The sequence below is a fragment of the Gammaproteobacteria bacterium genome (assembly GCA_003696665.1).
Taxonomy (GTDB): domain Bacteria; phylum Pseudomonadota; class Gammaproteobacteria; order Enterobacterales.
Window position 1 is genome coordinate 1 of record RFGJ01000019.1, and the last position, 3726, is coordinate 3726.

Annotated in this window: 2 protein-coding genes; both read right to left on the minus strand. The window is 46.3% G+C overall.

The annotated features are described in order from the left end of the window. Positions 1-1922, minus strand: a 1922-nt coding sequence (locus tag D6694_00455; protein ID RMH48437.1) for a hypothetical protein, incomplete at its 3' end; no start/stop codon positions are given. After that, positions 1919-3535, minus strand: a complete 1617-nt coding sequence (locus D6694_00460) for a hypothetical protein (protein RMH48438.1) — start codon at positions 3533-3535, stop codon at positions 1919-1921. The genes D6694_00455 and D6694_00460, both read right to left, overlap by 4 nt. Between the last annotated feature and the right edge of the window lie 191 nt (positions 3536-3726).

Below are 3726 nucleotides of genomic sequence, written 5' to 3' on the forward strand. Positions count from 1 at the left end.
TAGGGGTAGGGTGCGTCGCTTCCTCGGTGGGGTAGGCAGTCCATAACGGTTACGTTGATAATCTTAGCGGGTCCGGGAACATTGGTGGAAAAGGAAATGTTGTGCGCACCGATGGGAACATCGTTTACTAAAAACTCGTGTGTTTTGGTGAAGACTTTTGAGATGATGTCAAGGATGGTGGTGTTGGGTTCTGGGATGCGGTGGAGGGTGTCGTTTGCATCGTAGGGGATGATGAGTTCTAGGGGGTTGCCGTCTTGTCCTTCGTAGGGTATTTTGAGGATCACTTTGTCAAAGACGGTGTAGTAGGCAAAGGTTCCTGCCCAGTTGAAGGTGTAGAAGTCTTCAACGGATGCGTAGGAGTTGTTGATGTCGTCAAAGTCGTTGTATCCGGTGATGTTGAGTTGGGGTATGTCTGCTACGAGTATGCGTACGAGTTGCCAGTCACAAAGTGGTGATTGGTAGATGTTAAGGAATTTGGGAATATCTGAACTACTTACGTTTTCGGGGTTGTTTACGCGAAAGGAGAGGGGTACTTGTGTGCTGCTCATGTTGTGATACTCATCGCAGACATAGATGGTGATGTTGTGTGGTCCGATGTCTGATCTGTTTGTGGTGTAGCTTGCTTCTCGTCGTGTTTCGCGGTAGTCTTTTGAGCTTGTCCAGTTGCGTGGTTTTCCGGGGAGGAGTACTTGTGCTCCTCTTACTCTGTCAAAGTACGCGTCGTATGTTTCTTTCCAACCAACGTAGAAGTAGGTGAGTTTATCTTCATCGGGGTCGTAGATCTTCGTCACGTCAGGGTTGGGTTTGAGTTCTATGGTGGATCCTTCAAGGACGATGACGTCGTAAGGTTCGCGTGCTCCTTCTGAGCGGATAAGGTCTAATGCGGGGTGCCTGTTCTGGCGTATGAATTGAAAGGCGTAGACTTGCCCTGCAATGGTGGATCCTGTATCGGTGATAGTTACGAGGTCGTCAAAGATGTTTTGGTTGCGGTAGGGTTGTGAGAAGGAGACGTTCATGCGTGCATCCCAAACTGTTCTAAATCGTTTAAAATCTGATGATGCGTTGAAACCAAGGCGTGCTGAGTCGTAAACGGAGATGAAGGAGGCAAGCTCGCCGAGTTTTTTGAAACGAATAGGTAAGGAGACGCTAAAATCTGCAAAGGTGGTAACAGGTGGTCTTCCTGCAAAGGAGAACGTGACGGGGTATTGTACTGTTGCCCGGGTGTCTGCTTCTCCGTAGATGACGGTTGCGTTGGGATCCCCAAAGGTGAAGTTGTATTGTTGGGTGTAGGTGAGGTTTGAAGGGTTAAAACAGCGCGGGAGTTCTCGTTCAATGTATTCTTGTAAAACGTATTGTGTGGAGTCTTCTAAGCCATAGGTTTTTCCTAAGCAAAACGGGTTGCGCAGATCTCCTGAGGCGTTGAACCTGTTGGACCCGTTCAAATAACAGATGGGGGTAAGTGATGCTTCTCCAAAGTAACCCCATGTTGAGAAGTTGAGTTTTGGGCTTTGTTGAAAACCTGGCCAGTGTGGTGGGGGAGGGGATTTTGTTCCTTCAAGAAGGGTAGGTTCTTGGATACCATACCCTGCTCTGCATTTGGTTATGTTTTTTCCGGGGAGGCATTGTACTTCTCTGCTTTTGCGTGGTCCTGATGCAAGTGCGAGGTGTGAGCCGTTTTGATAGGTGTAAATGTTTCCGCCTTGGCTTCCTGCAAGCAAAAGTCCTCGCGAGAGTACTTCTTGTAAGCATCCTTCTGCGTAGAATTTCACTGCGTTGGTGTTGATTGCTTCTTGTAGTGCTCCTCTTGCTTGTTGTTCAAGTTGCGCTGTTTGCAGGGTGGTATTAACTTGGTTGATGAAGATGAATGTTCCTAAGAGCAGAAGTCCTATGACAATGAAGAGCGTGACTTGACCCTTTCTCATCGGTAATTAAAGGTTCTCTCAACGATGATGCCGTAGGTGTCTGTTGCGGTGAGTTTTACTTTTCTTCCGCTTGAAGGTACCTCTACACTGCACCGATCATCGCCTGCGCTTACACCCACGCAATTCTCGCTTGTAATAAGTGTGTTGATGTCATAGAAATCCCAGTTAATATTCCAGGTCGCATAGCCTCTATCATCTGCGATGTCAACGGAGATGTTTCCTGAATCAACGTGTGGGTTGAAGAATGGTCCTGCGTATCGTTGCAAGGTAGTTGATGCTGTGCGTACTGCAAAGTTGTCATAAAGAATCTTTGCTTGAAGGGGAAGTGATTCTTCGGTGCCCTCAACAAAGGACATGATAACAGGTCCTGCACCAAGGACACTTGCGTTGCGCTCACCGATGGAATACGTAATGCCTAAGATGTGTTCTTGGTCTTGTGCGCTAAGCCCTGAGACATTGATGCAAAAAGGTTGGCCTGCTACAACGGAGCTGAGCGTTGTTGACGTGCAAAGTCCTTGTGATGTTGCTTTGGTAATAGTAATACTTCCTGCTGAGGTGCTCGTTGCTTCTTCTTTGTACACGTCATCTTTTGAAAATCCTTCATCAAGCCTCATAACTGAGGTGAGATCACGCCAAAGATCCGCGAATTCAAAGGGTAGTTCTTCTGTTCCTGCGTTTTTGAATTGTAATCCTCTGGAGAGGTCTTCTACGTGAACGATGTACGTCCAATCATTTGCGGATCGGATGTCTAACTCACAAGTAAATCGTGGCTGGTGAGGAATGGTTTTTGATGAGCCATCAACAACGCCTGATGTCTTTGTGCTTCCCACCATTCTGAATTGGTAATCAAAGTCGGGGTCAAGATACGTCCTGCACACAGGCGAGATGATGTTGTGATATTCTGCTGTCATGAAAGAGACAGCATTTCCTGAGCGAGAGCCATCTTCGAGTTCGCGTGTTATTGATTCTTTGACTGCACGTACAAATCGCCCGTTATCCCCTTGTGCGATGTAGAGTTTGTCAAAGTTTCTTGCTTCTTCGACAAATTGCTTGGTTTCAAGCGTGTCTTCATAGATACCTATGCCGATGAAAGAGAGGATGCGTGAAAAGACGAGGTCTAACGTATCAAACACTGTGCTGAAAACGGTTTCTTCTTCTAAATCAGCAAGTTGAAGTAAGTCGAATTCATCAACGTTACTCCCATCACTAAAACCATAGATAACCATTTTCGTTGCGGGGTTGTACCACACATCATTGTTCTTACATCCTTGCCAGGTGGGACTGGTCTTATCAACGTTAGCACAATACTCCGGATCATTTCGTATAGCTTCTATGAAACTAGGAAGTGCTCCTGTTGTTGTTCTTCTCTGCTGATCAATGTGTTGCCCGAGACTTGTTCCAACAAAGACTCTATCATCAACACGTAGCACGCAGAACTCATCAGTAAGATCAAGTGATTCATCAAAGAATGCTTGGTACTTTCCTTCCAAACCTATTTGTCGGAAGGGTTCGAATTGTCCGTGTTGGTTTGGTTTGAGCGATTCGCTTGGCTTATCACAGAACAAAGTGTATGGTTTTGTTGCAACGTCTTTTTTATCTGCTATGTCTAGCATGATTTGGGCAAGTCCCTTTGTTCTCGTAACCCACTCGCCGTTTTGACACAAGAAAGTCTCTGCGCGAGAACCTCTACCAAAGTCAAGGTTTGCTGTAACAATAGTTCCCGATTGTGCGCAAAGGCTTGCAGCAGTGAAATCAGAGAAACGGTAATCATTACTGTTGGAGAAGAAGTTGAAGAGTGCTTCAA